We start from the raw sequence: 21,634 nt of genomic DNA on the forward strand, positions 1-21,634 counted from the left end.
GACGTCACATGACGTCAATCAGGGACGATTCCGTCCGTTCTGTCAATTCAGGCCTGAATTCCCGCCCAAACGCTCAACAAGATTGGAGGGTGGTGGCGCCCGCCAAGGTGTCGCGTCCGGGGGAAAAGCGGTGTCCGGGAGGCCTTCGGAATCGGTAAAACAGTGTGAAACCGCATTTTTTTGCACCAAATATGGTGCACACAAGGTCGCACTTTGGCCAAGTGTCTGAAAACATGGCGTTTAGCGGAAACTTTAAAAGAGTGTTAGCATGTTGCGAGGTTGGTGCCGCTCTGCTACATCCGCCCCCAATCTGTATTGCCTTGAACCAACTCAAGGTGCGACCAAGCCCTCGGCCGCCCGGGATACCGGTGCGACACGGGGGCGTCATATCGGAAGGGTGGACGTGTCTGAATCAGCATCTGTTTCCTCCGGCATCGCCGAGCGCTATGCCACCGCCGTCTTCGGGCTGGTAAAGGAAGGTAAAGACCTTCCCAAGCTCGAAGCCAATCTTGATGACCTGTCGGCTACGCTGGAAAGCAACGCCGAGTTGCGCGACCTTCTGTCGTCGCCGATTTATTCGCGCGATGAACAGGGCGGCGCCATCATGGCCATCGCCAAGAAAATGGGCCTGATCCCCGCGCTGCAGAACACGCTGGGCCTGATGGCGCAAAAGCGTCGCCTGTTCGTGGTGCCCGCCATGGTCCGCCGCCTGCGCGAGATGATCGCAGCGGAAAAGGGCGAAGTGACCGCCGAGGTGGTGTCGGCCCAGGCGCTGACCGAAGCGCAGTCCAAGAAACTTGCAGAGACGCTCAAGGCCCAGGTGGGCAGTGACGTCAAAATCAGTGCGACCGTTGATGAAAGCCTCATCGGCGGTCTTGTCGTCAAGGTGGGCTCGAAGATGATCGACACGTCGATCCGCGCCAAGCTCAACTCCCTCCAGAATGCAATGAAAGAGGTCGGATAAATGGGTATCCAAGCAGCAGAGATTTCTGCGATCCTGAAGGACCAGATCAAGAATTTCGGCAAGGACGCCGAAGTTGCCGAGGTCGGTCGCGTGCTTTCCGTCGGTGACGGTATTGCCCGTGTCTATGGCCTCGACAACGTTCAGGCTGGTGAAATGGTCGAGTTCCCGGGTGGCATCATGGGCATGGCCCTGAACCTGGAAACCGACAACGTCGGTGTGGTTATCTTCGGTTCCGACCGGGACATCAAAGAAGGCGACACCGTCAAGCGCACCAACTCGATCGTGGACGTTCCCGCAGGCAACGAACTGCTGGGCCGCGTTGTTGACGGTCTGGGCAACCCGCTGGACGGCAAGGGCCCGCTGAACGCCTCTGAGCGTCGCATCGCCGACGTCAAGGCGCCGGGCATCATCCCGCGTAAATCGGTTCACGAACCCATGGCAACCGGCCTGAAAGCCGTCGACGCCATGATCCCGATCGGCCGTGGCCAGCGCGAGCTGATCATTGGCGACCGTCAGACCGGCAAGACCGCCGTGGCCCTTGACGCGATCCTGAACCAGAAGTCCTACAACGAAGCCGCCGGCGACGACGAAAGCAAAAAGCTGTATTGCATCTATGTTGCAATCGGTCAGAAGCGTTCGACCGTTGCCCAGCTGGTGAAGAAGCTGGAAGAAACCGGCGCGATCGAATATTCGATCGTCGTGGCCGCAACCGCGTCCGACCCGGCGCCCATGCAGTTCCTGGCGCCCTACGCCGCGACCGCAATGGCCGAATTCTTCCGCGACAATGGCCGCCACGCCCTGATCATCTATGATGACCTGTCCAAGCAGGCCGTGTCCTACCGCCAGATGTCCCTGCTGCTGCGTCGCCCGCCGGGCCGCGAAGCCTATCCGGGCGACGTTTTCTACCTTCACTCGCGCCTGCTGGAGCGTTCGGCAAAGCTGAACGAAGACAACGGCTCGGGCTCGCTGACGGCTCTGCCGATCATCGAAACCCAGGGCGGCGACGTGTCGGCGTTTATTCCGACCAACGTGATCTCGATCACCGACGGCCAGATCTTCCTGGAAACCGAACTGTTCTACCAGGGCATCCGCCCCGCCGTGAACACCGGTCTGTCGGTTTCGCGCGTCGGCTCCTCGGCCCAGACCAAGGCGATGTCCTCGGTTGCCGGTCCGGTGAAACTGTCGCTGGCCCAGTACCGCGAAATGGCGGCCTTTGCCCAGTTCGGCTCTGACCTTGACGCCGCCACCCAGCGCCTGCTGGCCCGTGGTGCCCGTCTGACCGAGCTGATGAAGCAGCCGCAGTATTCGCCCCTGACCAACGCCGAAATCGTCTGCGTCATCTACGCAGGCACCAACGGCTATCTGGACAAGGTCTCTGTCGGCGATGTTGGCCGCTTTGAAGCTGGCTTGCTGGCACACCTGCGCGGCAAGAACGCCGACCTTCTGAACGAGATCGAAACCAACGATCAGAAAGTCAAAGGCGAGCTGGCCGACAAGATCAAGGCAGCACTCGACGATTTCGCCGCCGACTTCGCGTAAGGAGATAAGGCAATGCCAAATCTCAAGGACCTTAAAACAAGGATCGCGTCGGTCAAATCGACCCGCAAGATCACCAAGGCCATGCAGATGGTCGCGGCAGCAAAACTGCGCCGCGCCCAGGATGCGGCCGAAGCGGCCCGCCCCTATGCGGACCGTTTCAATGGTGTGATGGCGTCGTTGGCCGCATCGGTCGGCACCAGTGACAGCGCGCCCCGGCTTTTGGCCGGGACGGGCAAGGACGACGTGCATCTGCTCGTCGTGATGACATCCGAACGCGGGCTTTGCGGTGGTTTCAACACCAACATCGTAAAGCTGGCCAAGGCAAAGATCGAAACGCTGAAAGCGGCTGGCAAGACGGTCAAGATCCTGACCGTCGGCAAGAAAGGCCGCGAACAGCTGAAGCGTGACTATGGCAGCCTGTCCATCGGTCACATCGATCTGAGCGAGGTCAAGCGCGTCGGTTATGGCAACGCCCAGGACATCGCCCGCGATATCCTGTCGCGTTTCGATGCCGGTGAATTCGACGTGGCGACGATTTTCTACGCCACGTTCAAATCCGTCATCAGCCAGGAACCGACCGCATTGCAGATCATCCCGGCCGCTTACGAAAGCACCGGGGACCAGGACGGCGCATCGACGCTCTATGATTACGAGCCCGATGAAGAAGCCATCCTTGCCGACCTGCTGCCGCGCGGTGTGGCGACACAGATTTTTTCGGCTTTGCTGGAAAATGGGGCCTCGGAACAGGGCGCCCGGATGTCGGCCATGGATAACGCAACGCGGAACGCTGGCGACATGATCGACAAGCTGACCATCCAGTACAACCGTTCGCGTCAGGCCGTCATCACGAACGAACTGATCGAAATTATCTCGGGCGCCGAGGCGCTCTAAGAACCGGAGACGATTAATGGCAAACGCAAAAGGCAAAATCACCCAGGTGATTGGCGCCGTGGTCGACGTTCAATTCGAAGACCACCTGCCGGAAATTCTGAACGCACTGAACACCGAAAACAACGGCAAGAAGCTGGTGTTGGAAGTGTCTCAGCACCTTGGCGAAAACACCGTGCGCTGCATCGCAATGGACGCGACCGAAGGTCTGGTCCGCGGTCAGGAAGTGCGCGACACCGGCGGCCCGATCTCGGTTCCCGTCGGCAACGCAACGCTGGGCCGTATCCTGAACGTGATCGGCGAGCCGGTTGACGAAGGCGCACCGCTGAACGCGACCGAGTACCGCTCGATCCACCAGCCCGCACCCTCGTTCGAAGAGCAGTCGACCGCGTCGGAAGTTCTGGAAACCGGGATCAAGGTCATCGACCTGCTGGCCCCCTACTCCAAGGGCGGCAAGATCGGCCTGTTCGGCGGCGCCGGCGTGGGCAAGACCGTTCTGATCATGGAACTGATCAACAACATCGCAAAGGTGCACTCGGGTTACTCCGTGTTCGCCGGCGTTGGCGAACGGACCCGTGAAGGCAACGACCTGTATCACGAGATGATCGAATCCAACGTCATCAAGCCCGACAACCTGGAAGAATCCCAGGTGGCGCTTGTGTACGGCCAGATGAACGAGCCTCCGGGCGCCCGTGCCCGCGTTGCACTGACCGGCCTGACCCTGGCCGAGCAGTTCCGCGACCAGTCCGGCACCGACGTTCTGTTCTTTGTCGACAACATCTTCCGCTTCACGCAGGCCGGTTCCGAGGTGTCCGCACTTCTTGGCCGTATTCCTTCGGCTGTGGGCTATCAGCCGACGCTGGCCACCGACATGGGCGCGATGCAGGAACGCATCACCTCGACCAAGAACGGCTCGATCACCTCGATCCAGGCCGTGTACGTTCCCGCGGACGACCTTACCGACCCCGCGCCTGCAACGACCTTTGCGCACCTTGACGCAACGACGGTTCTGAACCGCGCGATCTCGGAACTGGGTATCTACCCGGCCGTGGACCCGCTGGATAGCTCCTCGCGTCTGATGGACCCGCAGATCGTTGGTGAAGAGCACTATGCCGTGGCCCGTGATGTTCAGGGTATCCTGCAGCGCTACAAGTCGCTCCAGGACATCATCGCCATCCTCGGGATGGACGAACTGTCCGAAGAGGACAAGCTGACCGTGGCCCGTGCCCGCAAGATCCAGCGCTTCCTGTCGCAGCCCTTCGACGTTGCAAAGGTCTTCACCGGCTCGGACGGTGTGCAGGTTCCGCTGGCCGACACCATCGCATCCTTCAAGGACGTGGTTGCCGGCAAGTATGACCACCTTCCCGAAGCGGCCTTCTACATGGTTGGCGGCATCGACGAAGTGCTGGCCAAGGCTGAAAAGCTGGCTGCTGAAGCTGCCTAAACAAACCCTGTCGGGGGCGCATCAACGCGCCCCTGATGTGAAAGGAGTTACCCATGGCAGACACTATGCAATTTGATCTGGTCAGCCCGGAACGCAGCCTGCTGTCGACGCAGGTCAAGTCCGTGCAGATCCCCGGTGCGGATGGCGACATGACCGCCATGCCGAACCACGCGCCGACGATCACGACGCTGCGTCCCGGTATCCTCAAGGTGGAAACCGAAAGCGGTGTGCAGGAATTCGTCGTCACCGGCGGTTTCGCCGAGATCGGTGAAAGCCTGTCGGTTCTGGCCGAAAAGGCCCTGCCGCGCGCGGATGTGGATCAGGCCGCCTACGAAGCCCTGGTCGATGAGGCGCACGCCGTCTACAAGAAGACCAAGGAAACCTTCGTGAACGAACCTGGCCCCGTCGACGACGCGGTCAAGATGCTTCAGGACATGGTGGCCATCGGCACCCATATCGGCCTGGATCCCAAACAGCCGTCGCTGTAAGCAAGGTTCACAAGATCTGACAGGCCCCGCCCGGTTTTCCGGCGCGGGGCCTTCACGTTTATGGGCGGACGGTCGCCGTTTGCCTGCCGGCCCTTTCATGTCGGCTGCAAAAGACCCTATGTGCACAGGGTCACAACAGGGCACCAAGATGGACTTTTCTTTGAACTGGGACAGCATTGTCCGCGAATTGATCACGCTTTTCGTGGTTGTCGACCCGATCGGGTCTTTGCCGGTGTTCTATTTCGCCACTGCGGCCGTTCCCGCCGCGCTGCACTGGCGTTTTGCCCTGCGCGCCGTGATCGTCGCCTGGATCGTGCTGATGGCCTTTCTGGTGGCCGGGCAGCTGCTGCTCGAAGGGTTGGGGCTGCGCTTTGGGTCGTTCCAGATCGCCGGCGGCGTGATCCTGTTCCTGTTTGCGCTGACGATGATCTTTGGTGAAAGCAAACCGGATCAGGAAATTTCCACCGCCGAACGGGACCACCTGTCCGGCGCGGTCTTTCCGCTGGCCATGCCGTCGATTGCGTCACCCGGCGCGATGCTCGCCATCGTGGTGCTGACCGACAACCACCGCCACTCGATCGAGGAGCAGGTCGTGACCGCCGGGTTGTTGACGATCGTTCTGGCCTTCACCCTGCTGCTGCTTCTGCTTGGGTCGCGCCTGAAACGCGTGCTGGGCAACACGGGCGCCGGGGTCATCAGCCGCGTCATGGGGATTGTCCTGGCCACCGTGGCCGTCGATGCGGTTCTGTTGGGGCTTGATGCCGTGGGCGCGCTGTCACTGGCCGCCGAGGGCACGGTGCTGCCCTGAAAACCGCAGCAGCGGCTTGCCATAGCCCCCTGTTGTCTTTCATATTCCAAGGCCACGGCATTGCGCCAAAGGAATTTGTCAGAGGTCGGGCATGAAGAAATACGTAGGGTCTCTTATCGGTATCGATCAGGGCAACGACGAGGTCTTTTCCGACTTCGCCAGCGGCGGCGACATGTGGACGGGCCACGGGTCGCGTGAGCGGCGCAAGAAGATCAAGTTTTCCGAACCGTTCCGATCCATCCCGACGGTTCAGGTGGCCCTGTCTCTGTGGGACATGGATCAGGGCGCCAACGTACGCGCCGATATCGCAGCCGAAATGGTCACCGAAACCGGGTTTGACCTGGTATTTCGCACCTGGTCCGACACCCGCGTGGCGCGGGTGCGGATGAACTGGATGGCCATCGGCGAAGTGGCCAGCGACGACGATTGGGAACTGTATTGATGACGTCCGCTTTACGGCGCTTCGCGGACCGCTGGCACAGCGGTTACCGAGACATGATAGCAGTGCGCCCGGAATCTCTCGACATGGTCGAGGCCGAGTTGAAAATCCACTTGCCGTTGGAGTACCGAGATCAGGTTCTGGAAGTTGGTTTGCCAGACATCGGACTTAATCTTCTTGAGGCTATTGATGACCAAGGCCCCGTATATCCTTTTCTTCCAGACATCAGCCAATTCAATGAACCCCCAGAAATCATCAGAGAAACAGAGGATTGGTGGCCCATCGGGTTGCCCCAAAACCTGATCGTTTTCGCCTCGGACCATATGGGAAACAAATTTTGCTTTTCCTCGGACGATATGAAAACGCGTCATGAAACGGCGCCTCTCTGGTTCTGGGATCATGACTTCAACGATACAACGAAGCTCGCAGACAGCTTCTCAGAATGGCTCGAACTGTATGTGGAACTTGGGAAGCCAGGATTGTTTGAGCGGATATTCCGCAAAGGATGACTGACTCCCGGTCCATTCCCGCGTCCGTCGCGCCCGCCTTCGAGGCCTTCCCCGAGCGAGAGCGCTCGGCCCTGCTGGCCATACGCAGCCGCATCCTATCGCTCGCCGCAGAAGACCCCCGCATCGGCCCTCTGCACGAAAGCCTGAAATGGGGTCAGCCCAGCTACGCGTCAAAAGTCGGAACACCCCTGCGCCTCGGCCTGCCCAAATCCGGAGGCGTCGCAATCTTCTGTCATTGCCAGACCCGCGTGATCGCCGATCACCGCGCGCTCTTTGGGACAGCGTTCCGATACGACGGAAACAGGGCGCTTCTGATTGATCCGGATAGTCCACCGGACCCGCAGGCTTTGGATGCGCTCATCCGCAGCGCGCTCACCTACCGTCTCAAAAAAGAAAACGGCTGACCAATCAAAGAGATCGGCCAGCCGTGGAAGAAAGCCCTTTGAGGGATCTCAGAGGATACCCTCGTAGATCGGACCCAGGGTTTCCGTTTCGAACAGCGAGGACACCGAGGTGCCGTTCCAGATGTTCAGGATAGATTGCGCAAACATCGGCGCGGTCGGCAGGATGCGGATGTTCGGGGCCTGAGCAACTGCGTCGGTCGGTTGGATCGAATCCGTCAGGACCAGCGATTTCATCACCGAATTGGTCACACGCTCGACCGCCGGGCCGGACATGACGCCATGGCTGATATAGGCATGCGCCTCGATGGCGCCGTGTTCGATCAGCACCTCGGCGGCCTTGCACAGCGTGCCGGCGGTGTCGCAGATGTCATCGACGATGATGCATTTCTTGCCGGTGACGTCACCGATCACGGTCATTTCCGCGATCTCGCCGGGCTTTTCCCGGCGCTTGTCCACGATGGCCAGCGGCGCATTGATCCGCTTGGCCAGTTCACGCGCACGGGCCACGCCGCCGACGTCGGGCGAAATCACCATGACGTCGCTCATGTCCTTGAACTGCTTGAGGATATCCAGCGCAAAGATCGGGCTGGCATAAAGGTTGTCCACCGGAATGTCGAAAAAGCCCTGAATTTGCGCCGCGTGCAGGTCCATGGTCAGAACCCGTTCGATCCCGGCCTCGGCGATCATGTTGGCGACCAGCTTGGCGGTAATCGGGGTCCGTGCCTTGGTGCGGCGGTCCTGACGGGCGTAGCCGAAATAGGGGATCACGGCGGTGATGCGCGCCGCCGACGACCGGCGCAGCGCGTCGGCCATGATCAGCAGTTCCATCAGGTTGTCGTTCGCCGGGTTCGAGGTGCTTTGCAGGATGAACATGTCCTCACCGCGGACGTTCTCGTAGACCTCGACGAAAATCTCCTGGTCGTTAAAGCGTTCGACGCGGGCATCGACCAGTCCGACGCTCATCCCGCGATACAGCGACATGCGGCGGGCGATTGCCTCGCCCAGGGGTTTGTTGGCGTTGCCAGAGATCAGCTTGGGTTCGATGATGGACGGCATTGGGGCAGCTCCGGCAGTATGAAGGATTCGTGACGTTGCGGTTCGCTTAGCATGGCCCTAGTTTGCCTTCCAGCATCACGCGCGAAAGGCGACCACATGGCCCACATTGACTACTTTTTTACGACTTTGTCGCCCTATGCCTACCTTGCAGGCACCCAGATGGAAGAGATCGCCGCCCGTCACGGCGCGACGATCACCTACAAACCGCTGGATGTCATCGCCCTGTTCGGCCGCACGGGTGGCACCCCTCCGGCGCAGCGTCACCCCAACCGTCAGGCCTATCGCCTGCAGGAACTGACCCGTCAGGCCAAAAAGCGCGGCATGGCCTTCAATCTGAAACCGGCGCATTGGCCGACCAACATGGCGCCGTCGTCCTATGCGGTGATCGCCGCGCAGAATGCTGGCGGCGGCGACTTGGGGGCTCTGTGCCACGGCCTGCTGCGGGCCTGCTGGGCCGAAAACAAGGACATTGCCGACGACGCCGTGATCAAGGCCTGCCTTGCCGACGCGGGCTTTGACCCAAAGCTGGCCGACAGCGGCCTGTTGGAGGGCGCGGAAACCTATGCCCGCAACCTAGAAGAGGCGGTCGACAAGGGTGCCTTTGGCGCGCCGTTCTATGTCGTCGACACCGGGCAGAATTTCTGGGGACAGGACCGGCTGGACGACCTTGACCAGCACCTGGCAGGACATCTTTGACGCCGAAGGATATGGAACAGGCCCCGGCGCTGCACGTGCGTCGGCTGGGAACGGGCCCCATGGCCGCCCTGGCGCTGCACTGCGGGCTGGGGACTTCGGGGATGTGGAAAGGGGTGGCGGGGTCATTGGACGACAGCGTGACCCTGACCGCCCCGGATTTCCCTGGCCATGGTCGCAGTGCGCCTTTCCGCGATCAAGGTGACGTGCATGACCAGGCCTGTGACGCGGTGCGCGGGTTGTTCGAACCCGGCATGCACCTGATCGGTCACAGCTTTGGCGCCACGGTCGCCCTGCGCCTGGCGCTTGAACACCCGGGCAGGGCGGCGTCTGTTTCCTTGATCGAGCCGGTCTTCTTTGCGGCGGCCCGGGGGCGCGACGGCTTTGACGCCCATCGCGCCCGGGAAGAGGCGTTCTTTGGCGTCTATCAAGGCGGGGACATGATGCAGGCGGCGCAGGTGTTCCATGACATCTGGGGCGGCGGCATTCCCTGGGACCGCTTCCCAAGCGCGGTGCAAAAGGACATGGCGCGCGGCATGCCCTTTGTCGCGGCGACCGAACCCAGCCTTTGGGCCGATCTGCACGGCCTGTTGGCCAAGGGCGGGTTGGAGGCGCTGCGCTGTCCGGTCACGCTGATCCGCGGGGCGCAGACGGTGCCGATGATCGCGCTGGTGCATGGAGGGCTGATGGACCGCCTGCCAAATGCCCGAGAGATGGTGATTGACGGCGCCGGCCACATGCTGAGTGTCACGCACCCGGATCAGGTGGCGCAGGCAATCCTTGGCACCATGCGGTCCGCGACGTAGGGCGGGGTTTCCCCCCGGCACCGTTTATTTCTTGCCGATCTTCGGTTCTGTTCCCTCGCGCAGCCGGGCCAGGTTGGCGCGATGGCGCCAATAGATCAAGGCGGTCATCAGGGTCCCCATGACCAACAGATCGACCCGCGCCATCATGAACATCCAGACCGTCGTCGACATGGCGGCGGTCAAGGCCCCCACGGACGAAATGCGCGAAATCACCGCCGCGAACAGCCATGTGGCGCAGCACAAAAGCCCGACCGGCCAGCTGAGCGCAAGCACCACGCCCAGGTAGGTCGCCACGCCCTTGCCGCCCTTGAACCGCAGCCAGACCGGGTAACAATGCCCGACCAGTGCCGCAAGGCCGGCCCACTTGGCCACGCCCTCGGGTGCCAGCCACAGCGCCAGCAAGACGGCCAGCGCGCCCTTGAACCCATCCAGAACAAGCGTGGCGGCAGCGGCGCCCTTGTTGCCGGTCCGCAGGACATTGGTCGCACCGATGTTGCCCGACCCGATCTTGCGCAGATCGCCCAGCCCCATGGCGCGGCTGATGACGATGCCGAAGGGGATCGTGCCAAGAAGGTAACCGATGACGATCCAGAGGATCAGGGAAAGCATATCGCCGGACATGGTGTCCTCCTTGATGGCGGGGCCCTGTGGCCGGGTCCGCAGCGGTTCTTGTCAGTGGGCCTTGCCCGGGGCGGGGTGCCCTTGTGCTTACGCGCCGAACACGCGGTTGCCCGCGACCCATGTTCCCAGCACCTTGCCCTGAAGGCGCGCGCCGTCAAAGGGGGTGTTCTTGGATTTCGAGCGCAGCTTGAACCGATCCAGCACCAGCGGCTTGTCCGCATCGAACAGCACAAGATCGGCGGGCGCGCCGACGGACAGCCGCCCGGCCTCGAGCCCCAGCCGTTTGGCGGGGTTCAGCGACAGGGCGCGGAACAGGGTGGGCAGGGTCAGTTCGCCGGAATGGTACAGGCGCAGCAGCACCGGCAGCATGGTTTCCAGACCCACGGCACCGCTGGCGGCCTCTTCGTAAGGCAGGCGTTTGCTTTCTTCGTCCTGGGGGGTGTGGAAACTGCCGATGATGTCGATCAACCCGCTGCGGATCGCCTCGATCACTGCCTGACGGTCGTCTTCGCTGCGCAGCGGCGGCTTGACCTTGAAGAAGGTGCGGTAATCCGCGACGTCCAGTTCGTTCAGCGTCAGGTGGTGCATCGAGGTGCCAGCCGTGATGTCCAGCCCATTGTTCTTGGCGCGTTCCAGCGCGGGCAGGGCGCGGGCGGTGGTGATCTGGTCGGCGTGGTATTTGACCCCGGTCATCTCGATCATCGCGATGTCGCGGTCCAGCCCCATGCGTTCGGCCATTTGCGACACGCCGGGCAACCCGCGCAGCGTCGCGAATTTGCCCGAGGTGACCGCGGCGCCATTTGACAGCACGGGTTCCTGCGGGTGGCCCATGATCAGCGCGTTCAGGCTGCGCGCATAGGTCATGGCGCGCACCAGCACCTTGGTATCGGTCACGACACGGTCGCAATCGGTAAAGCCGACGGCGCCCGCATCCATGAGAAATCCGATCTCGGTCATCTCGCGGCCTTCGCGGCCCTTGGTCAGGGCGGCCATGGGCAGAACATGCACCGGGCAGTCGTCCTCGGCCCGCTCGAGGATAAAGCTCAGCGCCTCGGGCGTGTCGATGGCGGGGGCGGTGTCGGGGCGCGTGACGATGGTGGTCACGCCGCCCGCCGCCGCCGCCAGACCTGCGGTCTTGTAGCTTTCCTTGTGGCGTTCGCCCGGTTCGCCGACCTTGACGCCGATATCGACGATTCCGGGGGCCAGAAAGGCGCCGTCGCAGTCGATGACTTCGGCGTCGTCATGCGATCCAAGGCGATCCTGTCCGGTGATGGTCTCGACGATCTTGCCGTCGACAACCAGCAGAGCACCATGGACAACCTCGTCTTGTTCGGGGTCGATCAGGCGGGCGTTGAGGAAAAGGGTCTTGGTCATGTGGTGCTTCCTTGCGCGCGGGCGGCGTCGATCCGGGCGATGGCGGCCTGCGGGTCGGCCTGGAACTTGATCAGGTGTTTGTCCCCGGTCCTGGTAATGATCTGCACCGCCGAGCCGAGGGCGCGCAGCCTGGCGACCTGGTCCAGCAGGACAAGCCGCCCGGCAGGGCCGTTCAGCGCGCCGTCGACCATGTCCCAGTGGTGGCCCAGCTCTTCGTCCATGAGGTACCAGCCGCGCAGCGACACGGCGGCCAGCCCGCCGATGGCCCCGGTCCAGACATGCGGATTGCCCGCCAGCCAAAGGATGGCCATGCCGGCCGCCATGGCGATGGCGGCAAGGGTCAGGTGGGATTGGATATAGGTCCTGCGATCGGGCGAAAAACGCATCATGCCTCTCCTCTCTGGATCTGGCGCAGCAGGGCATAGACCTTGCGCGCCTCGGGGATGCGTTCAAAGCCGATGCGGTGCCGGTGTGATCCGTTCTTGGTCATCACGTGGCGTTCGGCGAACCAGATGGTGCCGGGATCGTCGCCTTCGAATTCAAGCGGCGTATCGGGCTGGATCGGATAGGATTTCAGCTTGCGGCCCAGAAGGGGCGTATTGGAGGCGACAAAGCCGCGCCGGTTGGTCAGCGTATAGGTGGTGAACCGGCGCACAAAGGCATTCCAGATCACGAACAGCCCGGCATTCCACATCCCGATTGCCAGAAAGATCAACCCGAACAGCGGAAACAGCCCGACAGGGCCTTCTTTGATCTGGCCCGTGATGCTGCTGGCCACCGACATCCAGAACAACGAAAAGGTGACAAAGATCAAACCCATGACATGCCGCATCGGCTGGACACGGCCAAGCGACAGGCCGGGCGCCGGGCGCGCCTGCCACAGGATCACTTCGCCGGGGTCAAGCAGCCCCTCCCATCCGGGGGGCGGCGAAAGAGGCGCCGCGCTGGCCGGGCCGGTTTCGGTCATCCCAGCACCCGGACCAGGACCAACGCCACCAGGGCGACGACGCCGATGGCGGCCAGGATCAGAAACTTGGGGATGTTCAGAGGCGGCGATACCGGGCCGTCAGCCGACTCGATGCCCTTGGCCGAATCCGTCCGCAGCCGCGCGCCGCGTGCCTTGGGGGCCAGTTCGGAAAAGGTGCCGACCCAGCGCAGCGGCGCGGCGACGGTCAGGGTCTGGGTGGTGTTGTCAAAGGCCTGGCTGGGCAGGATCAGCACATGGCCCTTCAGGGCGTCGATCTGCGGACGCGCCGCGTTGAAATCCGCACCCGAGGCGTTGTGCGCCTCGGCCATGTAGCGCGACAGCGGCATGTCCTCGAGGTCGCGAATGCTGACGACGTCGACAAAGGCGGGGCGCAGGGTCTTGGCGCCCAGACCGTATTTCAGCGGCCATTCGCCGGTGCCGGCCATGGTGGTGAAACGCTCGATCGCCTCGGGCGGCAGGTCCAGGTGGAACAGGCGGACGGTGCCGGTTTCCGACCCGTTGATCAGCATGCTGGTCATACCATCACCTCTTTGGGGCGGGCGCGCAGGTTGCGTGCCAGAAGATCCATCGCTGCCATGCGCACGGCGACACCCATTTCGACCTGATCCTGGATGACGCTGCGGTTGATGTCGTCGGCCAGGGTGCCGTCGATCTCGACGCCGCGGTTCATCGGGCCGGGGTGCATGACGATGGCGTCGGGCTTGGCCTTGGCCAGCTTTTCGGCGTCCAGCCCATAACGGTGGTAATACTCGCGTTCAGACGGGATGAACCCGCCGTCCATGCGTTCCTTTTGCAGGCGCAGCATCATGACGACGTCGACGTCTTTCAGCCCCTCTTCCATGTTGTCGTAGACCTCGACGCCAAAGTGTTCGATCCCCGAGGGCATCAGGGTCGAAGGTCCGACAAGGCGGATGCGGTTTTCCATCTTGTGCAGCAGCAGGATGTTGCTGCGCGCCACGCGCGAATGGGCAATGTCGCCGCAGATGGCGATGTTCAGGCGGTGCAGGCGGCCCTTGGCCCGGCGGATCGTCAAGGCGTCCAGCAGGGCCTGGGTGGGGTGCTCGTGCTTGCCGTCGCCGGCGTTCAGAACCGCGCAGTTCACCTTTTGCGCCAGCAGGTCGACAGCGCCGGAATGCGGGTGCCGCACAACCAGCAGATCGGGGTGCATGGCGTTCAGCGTCATGGCGGTGTCGATCAGGGTTTCACCCTTCTTGATCGAGCTGGCCTGCATCGACATGTTCATCACGTCCGCGCCCAGCCGTTTGCCCGCCAGTTCGAAACTGGCCTGGGTGCGGGTCGAGTTTTCGAAGAACATGTTGATCTGGGTCAGACCTGCCAGTGCGCTGGCGTGTTTGTCCCGGCGGCGGTTGAAGCCGACATATTGGTCGGCCAGATCCAGTACGGTCGTGATCTCGTCGGGGCGCAGGGGCTCGATGCCCAGAAGGTGGCGGTGATCGAAACGCATGGTGCCCTCGTGTTTGTCTGCTTTCGTAATAGAAAGCGAAAGGCTTGGGGGCAAGTGGTGCCAGCGCCCTTGAAGCCGCGCCCACCCGCCCACCCCGCGGCTTGGGGGGCCGGGGCGCGGTGTTGACTGCGCCGGGGGGATTTTGCGCATCCGGGCAAGAGGGCGCATTTCCTTTGCCCCTTGTGCGGGGGTAGGGTGCCGAAATGGAATCGGCTTTGGATTGGCATACGGCGCGCGCTCTTTTGGAGTGGCAGTTCGAGATGGGGGTGGACGAGGCGATCTCGGACCGCCCGATCGACCGTTTCGCGATCGAGCAGGCCGCCCGCGAAGCCGCCGCATCGCAAAAGGCGCAGGTGGCTGTCGCCCGCACGGCCCCCGGCATCGTCGTGCCTGAAAAAGGGCCGGACCCGGTCGAGGTGGCCCTGGCCAGCGCCAAGGCCGCCGCCGACCTGGCGGGTCTGCGCGCTGCGATGGAGGCCTTTGAACACTGCGAGTTGAAGCGCGGGGCGCGCAACCTTGTGTTTTGCGACGGCAATCCCGCAGGCCGCGTGATGATCATCGGCGAAGCCCCCGGCCGCGACGAGGACCGCATTGGCAAACCGTTTGTCGGCAAGGCGGGGCAGTTGCTGGACCGGATGCTGGCGGCAATTGATTTGTCGCGTGACGACAGCGTCTATATCACCAACGTCCTGCCCTGGCGCCCGCCGCAGAACCGCGACCCCAAACCGGACGAGATCGCCATGATGCTGCCCTTTCTGCAGCGCCACATCGCCTTGGTCGATCCAGACCTGCTGGTGATCGCCGGGAACATCAGTTGCCAGGCTTTGCTGGGCAAACGCGGGATCACGCGGCTGCGCGGGCAATGGACCGAGGTTGCCGGCCGCCCGGCGCTGCCGATGTTTCACCCCGCCTACCTTCTGCGCACGCCCGCGGCCAAACGCGAAGCATGGGCCGATCTGCTAGAGCTGAGGACCCGGCTGGAGGCATCAGGCAAATGAGCGTTGATCTGATCGTTCTGCTTGCCTTTGTTCCGGCGGGGCTGGCCCTGAACCTGACGCCGGGGGCGGACATGATGTTCTGCCTGGCGCAGGGCTTGCGCGGTGGCGCGCGGCCCGGCTGGGCGGCCTCGGCCGGGATCGCGGCGGGGGGGCTGGTGCATGCGGCGCTGGCAGGGCTGGGGCTTAGCGCGCTTCTGGCGACCTTTCCCGCCGCTTTCGAGGCGATTCGCTGGGGCGGCGTGGCCTATCTGCTGTGGCTGGCGGTCAAGACACTGCGCGCGCCCATTGGCGGGCCGCAGGGCAAGGGGCTGCGCCCGGCGCAGGCCTTTGTGCAGGGCTTTGCGGTGAACATGACCAACCCCAAGGTGATCCTGTTCATCCTGGCCTTTGTGCCGCAATTCGTGACGCCTGACCGGGCGATCCTGCCGCAGTTCCTGATCTTCGGAATGGTGCTGTCGCTGGGCGGGCTGGTGATCAACGGGCTGGTCGGGCAATTCGCCGGATACCTGCGCGCCGGGCTGACCGGCGGGTCGGTGGCCGACCGGGTGCTGCGCTGGCTGTCGGCCACGCTGTTCGCGGGCCTTGCCGTGCGGCTGGCGCTGACCTCAACACGGTGAAAGGGACATAGCATGAGCCGTATCGACGAGACCAAGGAATTCATCCCGGTGCGTATCGCCATCCTGACGGTCAGCGACACGCGTGGGCTGGATCAAGACCGCTCGGGCGACACGTTGGTGCAGCGGCTGACCGAGGCCGGTCACAGCCTTGCCGACCGCAAGATCATCCGCGACGAACGCGCCGAGATCGCCGACCAGCTGCGCGCCTGGATCGCCAACCCCGAGGTGGACGTGATCATCTCGACCGGGGGCACGGGGCTGACCGGACGCGACGTCACGGTCGAGGCGCACCGCGATGTCTATGAAAAGGAAATCGACGCCTTTGGCACCGTTTTCACCATGGTGTCGTTTCAGAAAATCGGCACCAGCGCCGTGCAAAGCCGCGCCACCGGGGGCGTCGCGGGCGGCACCTATCTGTTCGCGCTGCCGGGCAGCACCGGCGCCTGCAAGGACGCCTGGGATGAAATTTTGCGCTGGCAGCTCGATTTCCGGCACCGGCCTTGTAACTTTGTCGAGATTTTTCCGCGTTTGGACGAACATTTGCGACGGAAGTGATCCGCCCCTGCGTATAACCCCGTACAGTATTGTGCGGGGCATGTCCGGGAATTATTCCTGAGCCGTCCCGCACGGCGGTGACCTCCGCGGAGATTGATACATGCGCTTCTTACGCAAAAGCCTGACCGGGCTGTTCCTGACAGCCGTGACCCTGGGGTTGATGTTCTACGCCGGAACGATGGTGCGCGAGGCGGTTCAGGCCCGCATGTCCGAAGAGCCGCGCGTGCCGCAGGCGCGGGAACGGGTCTTTGCCGTCAACGTCGCGCCGGTGGTTTTCGAAACGGTGACGCCGGTGCTCAGCGCCTTTGGCGAAGTGCAATCCAGTCGCACGCTGGAACTGCGCGCGGCCAGCAGCGGAACGCTGATCGATTTGCACCCGGATTTCGTCGAAGGCGGTCAGGTCACGCAGGGTCAGCTGTTGGCGCGTATCGACCCGGCCGATGCCCAGGCGGCGCTGGAACGCGCCGAAAGTGATCTGCTGGACGCTCAGGCCGAACAGCGTGAAGCGGACCGCGCCATCGTGCTGGCCGAGGATGAATTGCAGGCGGCGCGCGACCAGGTGGCCCTGCGCGAACAGGCGCTGAAGCGGCAAACCGACCTGGTGGATCGCAACGTCGGTACCGCTGCGGCGGTCGAAACCGCAGAACTGGCCCTGTCCAGCGCGCATCAGGCGGTGCTGTCACGGCGCCAGGCGGTGGCGACAGCACAATCGCGGATTGATCAGGCCGCGACCAAGCTCAAGCGCGCCCAGATCGCGTTGGAAGAAGCGCGCCGGCATCTGGCCAACACCGAAATCCGCGCGGAATTCTCGGGCACGCTGTCGGATGTGACGGTGGTCGCCGGTCGTCTGGTGTCGACCAATGAAAAGCTGGCGCAGATTGTCGATGCAGACGCGCTCGAAGTGGTGTTCAGGGTGTCGACGCAGGAATACGCGCGGCTTCTGGACGACGACGGCAAACTGCGCCGCGCCGATGTGACGGTCACGCTGGATGTCTTTGGCACGAACATCCAGGCGCGCGGCCAGATCAGCCGCGAAAGCGCGGCGGTGGGCGATGGTCAGACCGGACGCCGCCTGTTCGCCACGCTGGACGCGCCGCGCGGTTTCAAACCCGGCGATTTCGTCACCGTTTCGGTGCAAGAGGCGCCCTTGGCCCGTGTTGCCCGGCTGCCCGCCACGGCAGTCAACGCCGCGGGCGAGGTTCTGGTGATCGGCGAGGAAGAACGGCTTGCGACTGCGGTGGTCACGGTACTGCGACGGCAGGGCGACGATGTCCTGATCCGCGCCCGCGATCTTGAGGGCCAAGAGGTTGTGGCGGAACGCACGCCCCTGCTGGGGGCGGGCATCCGCGTCAATCCGCTGCGCAGCGAAGGTGCGCCTGCCCCGCAGGAACCCGAAATGCTGGAACTGACCGAGGAACGCCGCGCCAAGCTGCGCGCCTTTGTCGAAGGAAACACCCGCATGCCGGAAGAGGCCAAGGCGCGCATCCTGTCGCAACTGTCGCAGGACAAGGTTCCCGCCAGCACGGTCGCCCGTCTCGAAGAACGGATGGGGGGCTGACATGGCACGTGCCCTGCCTGATCGCGCCGGCGGCATCTTTTCCTACTTTACCCGCCACCCGACCCTGTCGAACCTTTTATTGGTCGTGCTTCTGGTCGCAGGGCTGTTCGCGGTTCCCAACATGCGGGCGCAGTTCTTTCCCGACGTGATCATCGATGAGGTGTCGGTGTCCGTCCAATGGGACGGCGCCGGGGCCGAGGATGTGGATTCCGCCATCGTGCAGGTTCTCGAACCGGCCCTGCTGACGGTCGAGGGGGTCGAAAGCTCGTCCGCTTCGTCGCGCGAGGGACGCGCTTCGATCAGTCTCGAGTTCGAGCCGGGCTGGGACATGGCGCGCGCTGCCAATGACGTGCAATCGGCGGTGGACGGGGTCACCAACCTGCCCGAAGACGCCGAAGAACCGGATGTCGAACGCCGCTATTGGCGCGACCGGGTCACCGACCTGGTGATCACCGGACCCGTGGGCACGGATCAGCTGGCCCGGTTTGCCGATGAACTGGTGGTGCGCCTGTTCGCCGAAGGCGTGACGCGCACGACCATCCAGGGGCTTGCCGCGCCGCGCACCGTGATCGAGGTGCCATCGCAGAACCTGATCGCCAACGACGTCACCATGGCGCAGATCGCTACCGCCATCGCCGCCGAGGTCAACGCCGATCCGGCGGGCGATGTGGGCAGCGCGGGCGCGCGTGTGCGCACCGGTGTCGAAAAACGCGCGGCCGACGATCTGGCGGGGATCGTGCTGCGGTCGAACCAGGATGGCTCCAAGCTGACGGTGGGCGACGTGGCCCGCGTCCGGGTCGAGGGGATCGACCGCGAACGCAGCTATTTCGTCGGCGAAAACCCGGCGATTTCGGTGCGGGTCGACCGCAGCGACCGGGGCGACGCCATCGGCATTCAAAAGACGGTGCAGGAGGTCGCGGACGACTTCAGCGCCTCGCTGCCGCAGGGTGTCAGCATTGATTTGATCCGCACCCGGGCCGAGGCCATCACCGGGCGTCTGAACATCCTTCTGGACAACGCGACCATGGGACTGGCCCTGGTGGTTGCGCTGCTGTTCCTGTTCCTGAACGCGCGCACCGCGCTTTGGGTGGCCCTGGGCATCCCGACCTCGCTGCTGGCGGCGATTGCGCTGATGTATGTGTCGGGGCTGACGATCAACATGATCTCGTTGTTCGCGCTGATCATCACCCTTGGGATCGTGGTCGACGATGCCATCGTGGTGGGCGAACATGCCGACCACCTGGCGCGGCGCGGCTTGGGCCCTTATGAGGCGGCCGAGACCGCGGCGCGGCGCATGGCGTTGCCGGTGTTTTCGGCCACGCTGACCACGATCATCGCGTTTTTCGGGCTTGTCGCCATCGGCGGGCGCTTTGGCGACCTGATCGGGGACATTCCGTTCACGGTGATTGCCGTGCTGATGGCCAGTCTGGTCGAATGCTTCTTGATCCTGCCCAATCACATGGCCCATGCGGTGGCGCACAGCGTCAAGAACCATTGGTACGACCTGCCATCGCGCGTGACCAACCGGGCATTCCGCTGGATCCGCGAAACCCTGTTCCGGCCTTTCGTCGCCGGGGTGATCGCCGCGCGCTACGTGGTCCTGGCGGGGGCTGTCGTGGCCTTTGCCAGCCAGGCGGCGCTGTTCATTCGCGGCGACGTGCAGTGGCGGTTCTTCAACTCGCCCGAGCAGCCTTCGGTCACCGGCAACTTTGCCATGGCGCCGGGCGCCACGCGAAGCGATACTCTGGAACAGATGCGCCTGCTGCAACGGGCGACCGAGGATCTGGGCCGCGAATACGAAGAGCGGTACGGCACCAACCCGCTTGACTATGTCATGGCCGAAATCGGCGGCAATGCCGGGCGCGGCCTGTCCGGCGCCGAAACCAAGGACGCCGACCAGTTGGGCGGCATTTCGATCGAACTGATCGAGGCCGACCTGCGGCCCTATTCCAGCTTTGCCTTTGTCGGGGAACTGCAGGACAAGGTCACGCGCCACCCGCTGGTCGAAACGATTTCCTTCCGTGGTTGGCGGTCGGGGCCGGGCGGCGATGCGCTGGACGTCCAGTTCTATGGTGCCAGCGCTGCGGTCCTGAAATCCGCCTCTGAGGATCTGAAGGCTGCCGTCAGCCGCTTTCCCGAGGTGTCGGCCGTCGAGGACAACCTGGCCTACGACAAGGAAGAGTTGATCCTTGAGCTGACGCCGCAGGGGCAGGCGCTGGGCTTTGACATCGACGGGCTGGGGCGCGTGTTGCGCAACCGGCTTGGCGGGATCGAGGCCGCGACCTATCCCGATGGTCCGCGCAGCGCGACGATCCGGGTCGAATTGCCCGAGGGCGAATTGACCGCCGATTTCCTGGAGCGCACCCACATGCGCACCAATGCGGGCGAATACGTGCCGCTGGCCGACCTTGTCAGCGTCGAGCGTCGCACCGGCTTTTCCACTGTTCTGCGTGAAAACGGCGTGCGGCTGATTTCCGTGACAGGTGACATATCCGAGGACGACCCGGCCCGCGCGACCGAGATCATGAAAGCGCTGGAAGAGGAAATCCTGCCCGGCATCTCGGCGAACCGGCAGGTCGATTACCGGATTTCCGGCCTGGCCGAACAGGAAAACGAATTCCTGGCCGATGCGCTCAGCGGTCTGGTTCTGGTGCTTTTGGGGATATACCTTGTCCTGGCCTGGGTCTTTGCCAGCTGGACGCGGCCCATGGTGGTGATGTCGGTGATCCCCTTCGGGCTGGTCGGAACGATCTATGGCCACGCGGCCTGGGAAATCCCGCTAAGCATGTTCACGGTGGTCGGGCTGCTGGGGATGACCGGGATCATCATCAACGATTCCATCGTGCTGGTGACGCAGATCGACGAATACGCGGCCGAAAGGGGCATTGTTCCGTCGATCATCGACGGTGCCGCCGATCGCCTGCGGCCGGTGTTCCTGACCACCGCGACCACGGTTCTGGGCCTTGCGCCGCTGCTGTACGAACGGTCGGACGATGCGCAGTTCCTCAAGCCGACGGTCGTGACGCTGGTCTACGGTCTGGGCTTTGGGATGATCCTGGTGCTGATGGTCGTTCCGGCCCTGATCGCCGTACAGCACGACATGGGGCGGATGCGCGTCGCGTTTCGCCGGGGGCTGCGGTTCCGGGCGGGCGGTGTGCGTGCGCTGACCTGGCTGGGGGCGCTGGCGCTGTTGGGATGGCTTGGGGCCACCATGGGCCACGTCGCCTGGACCGGCGCGCTGCCCCAGGCGCTGGCCTTGCCGCAAGTCGCCTCAATGCCGGCGATGTTGGCGGCGCTGGGGATGTTCATCCTGGGGGCGGCGGTTGTATCGCTGGGCCTGTATGTGCTGGCCGGTCTGGCGCTGGGCCTGGCCCGCCTGAAACGGCACCGCGCGGCGTAGGGGCCGCGCGCGTATGCCGC

Annotated in this window: 23 protein-coding genes; 16 read left to right on the forward strand and 7 right to left on the reverse strand. The window is 63.6% G+C overall.

Annotated elements, in window-relative coordinates; genetic code table 11:
* Positions 1 to 397 precede the first annotated feature (397 nt).
* The 9 genes from QF118_RS04385 (at position 398) to QF118_RS04425 (ending at position 7,483) form a co-directional block, all read left to right on the forward strand.
* On the forward strand, positions 398 to 964 hold the full coding sequence (locus QF118_RS04385) for a F0F1 ATP synthase subunit delta (RefSeq protein ID WP_282301431.1): 567 nt from the start codon (positions 398 to 400) through the stop codon (positions 962 to 964).
* Positions 965 to 2,503 (forward strand): F0F1 ATP synthase subunit alpha, encoded by a 1,539-nt coding sequence (gene atpA / locus QF118_RS04390; RefSeq protein ID WP_282301432.1) that lies wholly within the window; start codon positions 965 to 967, stop codon positions 2,501 to 2,503. It begins immediately after the preceding gene.
* Between the two features lie 12 nt (positions 2,504 to 2,515).
* Positions 2,516 to 3,394: a F0F1 ATP synthase subunit gamma gene (locus QF118_RS04395; protein ID WP_282301433.1), complete on the forward strand. Its 879-nt coding sequence runs from the start codon at positions 2,516 to 2,518 to the stop codon at positions 3,392 to 3,394.
* Between the two features lie 16 nt (positions 3,395 to 3,410).
* A complete protein-coding gene (gene atpD / locus QF118_RS04400) occupies positions 3,411 to 4,835 on the forward strand; it encodes a F0F1 ATP synthase subunit beta (protein WP_282301434.1) in 1,425 nt (474 codons plus the stop codon).
* Between the two features lie 53 nt (positions 4,836 to 4,888).
* Positions 4,889 to 5,323, forward strand: a complete 435-nt coding sequence (locus tag QF118_RS04405) for a F0F1 ATP synthase subunit epsilon (RefSeq protein WP_282301435.1) — start codon at positions 4,889 to 4,891, stop codon at positions 5,321 to 5,323.
* 148 nt (positions 5,324 to 5,471) lie between these two features.
* Positions 5,472 to 6,131, forward strand: coding sequence for a MarC family protein (locus QF118_RS04410; protein ID WP_282301436.1), 660 nt, complete (start codon positions 5,472 to 5,474; stop codon positions 6,129 to 6,131).
* A 91-nt stretch (positions 6,132 to 6,222) separates the two neighbouring features.
* Positions 6,223 to 6,573 (forward strand): H-type lectin domain-containing protein, encoded by a 351-nt coding sequence (locus QF118_RS04415; protein WP_282301437.1) that lies wholly within the window; start codon positions 6,223 to 6,225, stop codon positions 6,571 to 6,573.
* A 53-nt stretch (positions 6,574 to 6,626) separates the two neighbouring features.
* Positions 6,627 to 7,079, forward strand: a complete 453-nt coding sequence (locus tag QF118_RS04420) for an SMI1/KNR4 family protein (protein WP_282301438.1) — start codon at positions 6,627 to 6,629, stop codon at positions 7,077 to 7,079.
* Positions 7,076 to 7,483, forward strand: coding sequence for a DUF1801 domain-containing protein (locus tag QF118_RS04425; RefSeq protein ID WP_282301439.1), 408 nt, complete (start codon positions 7,076 to 7,078; stop codon positions 7,481 to 7,483). The genes QF118_RS04420 and QF118_RS04425 overlap by 4 nt, the downstream gene beginning before the upstream one ends.
* Before the next feature lie 48 nt (positions 7,484 to 7,531).
* On the opposite strand, the gene QF118_RS04430 is transcribed toward QF118_RS04425, so the two are convergent.
* The gene (locus QF118_RS04430; RefSeq protein WP_282301440.1) at positions 7,532 to 8,539 is read right to left on the reverse strand and encodes a ribose-phosphate pyrophosphokinase; all 1,008 of its coding nucleotides are present in this window, start codon (positions 8,537 to 8,539) and stop codon (positions 7,532 to 7,534) included.
* 96 nt (positions 8,540 to 8,635) lie between these two features.
* Here QF118_RS04430 and QF118_RS04435 point away from each other — a divergent pair, with 96 nt between their 5' ends.
* Together QF118_RS04435 and QF118_RS04440 are read left to right on the forward strand one after the other, a co-directional pair.
* The gene (locus tag QF118_RS04435) at positions 8,636 to 9,235 is read left to right on the forward strand and encodes a 2-hydroxychromene-2-carboxylate isomerase (protein ID WP_282301441.1); all 600 of its coding nucleotides are present in this window, start codon (positions 8,636 to 8,638) and stop codon (positions 9,233 to 9,235) included.
* On the forward strand, positions 9,232 to 10,038 hold the full coding sequence (locus QF118_RS04440) for an alpha/beta fold hydrolase (RefSeq protein WP_282301442.1): 807 nt from the start codon (positions 9,232 to 9,234) through the stop codon (positions 10,036 to 10,038). Before QF118_RS04435 ends, QF118_RS04440 begins: the two co-directional genes overlap by 4 nt.
* A gap of 24 nt (positions 10,039 to 10,062) precedes the next feature.
* Here QF118_RS04440 and plsY read toward each other — a convergent pair whose 3' ends face one another.
* The 6 genes from plsY to QF118_RS04470 all read right to left on the reverse strand — a co-directional run bounded on the left by plsY (position 10,063) and on the right by QF118_RS04470 (position 14,486).
* Entirely contained in the window at positions 10,063 to 10,659 is a 597-nt protein-coding gene (gene plsY, locus QF118_RS04445) for a glycerol-3-phosphate 1-O-acyltransferase PlsY (RefSeq protein WP_282301443.1), read from the reverse strand.
* An 87-nt stretch (positions 10,660 to 10,746) separates the two neighbouring features.
* On the reverse strand, positions 10,747 to 12,033 hold the full coding sequence (gene pyrC, locus QF118_RS04450) for a dihydroorotase (protein ID WP_282301444.1): 1,287 nt from the start codon (positions 12,031 to 12,033) through the stop codon (positions 10,747 to 10,749).
* Positions 12,030 to 12,422: a hypothetical protein gene (locus QF118_RS04455; protein ID WP_282301445.1), complete on the reverse strand. Its 393-nt coding sequence runs from the start codon at positions 12,420 to 12,422 to the stop codon at positions 12,030 to 12,032. The genes pyrC and QF118_RS04455 overlap by 4 nt, the downstream gene beginning before the upstream one ends.
* Positions 12,419 to 13,000, reverse strand: a complete 582-nt coding sequence (locus QF118_RS04460) for an aspartate carbamoyltransferase catalytic subunit (protein ID WP_282301446.1) — start codon at positions 12,998 to 13,000, stop codon at positions 12,419 to 12,421. The genes QF118_RS04455 and QF118_RS04460 overlap by 4 nt, the downstream gene beginning before the upstream one ends.
* A complete protein-coding gene (locus tag QF118_RS04465; protein ID WP_282301447.1) occupies positions 12,997 to 13,539 on the reverse strand; it encodes an aspartate carbamoyltransferase catalytic subunit in 543 nt (180 codons plus the stop codon). The genes QF118_RS04460 and QF118_RS04465 overlap by 4 nt, the downstream gene beginning before the upstream one ends.
* The gene (locus QF118_RS04470) at positions 13,536 to 14,486 is read right to left on the reverse strand and encodes an aspartate carbamoyltransferase catalytic subunit (RefSeq protein ID WP_282301448.1); all 951 of its coding nucleotides are present in this window, start codon (positions 14,484 to 14,486) and stop codon (positions 13,536 to 13,538) included. Before QF118_RS04470 ends, QF118_RS04465 begins: the two co-directional genes overlap by 4 nt.
* A 203-nt stretch (positions 14,487 to 14,689) precedes the next feature.
* On the opposite strand from QF118_RS04470, the gene QF118_RS04475 reads away from it, so the two are divergent.
* The 5 genes from QF118_RS04475 to QF118_RS04495 all read left to right on the forward strand — a co-directional run bounded on the left by QF118_RS04475 (position 14,690) and on the right by QF118_RS04495 (position 21,614).
* Positions 14,690 to 15,484, forward strand: a complete 795-nt coding sequence (locus QF118_RS04475; protein WP_282301449.1) for a uracil-DNA glycosylase — start codon at positions 14,690 to 14,692, stop codon at positions 15,482 to 15,484.
* On the forward strand, positions 15,481 to 16,101 hold the full coding sequence (locus tag QF118_RS04480; protein ID WP_282301450.1) for a LysE family translocator: 621 nt from the start codon (positions 15,481 to 15,483) through the stop codon (positions 16,099 to 16,101). The genes QF118_RS04475 and QF118_RS04480 overlap by 4 nt, the downstream gene beginning before the upstream one ends.
* Positions 16,102 to 16,113: 12 nt before the next feature.
* Entirely contained in the window at positions 16,114 to 16,656 is a 543-nt protein-coding gene (gene moaB, locus QF118_RS04485) for a molybdenum cofactor biosynthesis protein B (protein WP_282301451.1), read from the forward strand.
* A gap of 100 nt (positions 16,657 to 16,756) precedes the next feature.
* Positions 16,757 to 18,214, forward strand: coding sequence for an efflux RND transporter periplasmic adaptor subunit (locus QF118_RS04490; protein WP_282301452.1), 1,458 nt, complete (start codon positions 16,757 to 16,759; stop codon positions 18,212 to 18,214).
* A 1-nt stretch (position 18,215) separates the two neighbouring features.
* Positions 18,216 to 21,614, forward strand: coding sequence for an efflux RND transporter permease subunit (locus QF118_RS04495; RefSeq protein WP_282301453.1), 3,399 nt, complete (start codon positions 18,216 to 18,218; stop codon positions 21,612 to 21,614).
* The last annotated feature ends 20 nt before the right edge of the window (positions 21,615 to 21,634 follow it).

The sequence above is a fragment of the Tropicibacter oceani genome, from assembly GCF_029958925.1.
Classification (GTDB): Bacteria; Pseudomonadota; Alphaproteobacteria; order Rhodobacterales; family Rhodobacteraceae; genus Pacificoceanicola; species Pacificoceanicola oceani.